Raw genomic sequence first — 288 nt, 5'->3', positions numbered from 1 at the left:
ATCTCGTCGAGGAACAGCGTGCCGCCGTCGGCCTGTTCAAAGCGTCCCTGACGGATTTGGTTCGCGCCGGTGAAGGCGCCTTTCTCGTGGCCGAACAGCTCGGACTCGATCAGATCCTTGGGAATAGCGGCCATGTTCAGGGCGATGAACGGCGACTTGGCGCGCGGGCTGTGGCGGTGCAGCGCATGCGCCACCAGTTCCTTGCCTGTGCCGGATTCGCCGTTGATCAGCACGCTGATCGACGAACGTGACAGCCGGCCGATGATGCGAAACACGTCCTGCATCGCC

Annotated in this window: 1 protein-coding gene; it reads right to left on the bottom strand. The window is 63.2% G+C overall.

What is annotated here, in order from left to right; genetic code table 11:
• Positions 1 to 288, bottom strand: a 288-nt coding sequence (locus JYB63_RS22910) for a sigma 54-interacting transcriptional regulator (protein WP_205660228.1), incomplete at both ends; no start/stop codon positions are given.

Origin of the sequence: Aliamphritea spongicola (genome assembly GCF_017051665.1) — a bacterium.
Taxonomy (GTDB): domain Bacteria; phylum Pseudomonadota; class Gammaproteobacteria; order Pseudomonadales; family Balneatricaceae; genus Amphritea; species Amphritea spongicola.
This window is presented reverse-complemented; position numbering and strand designations above follow the sequence as displayed.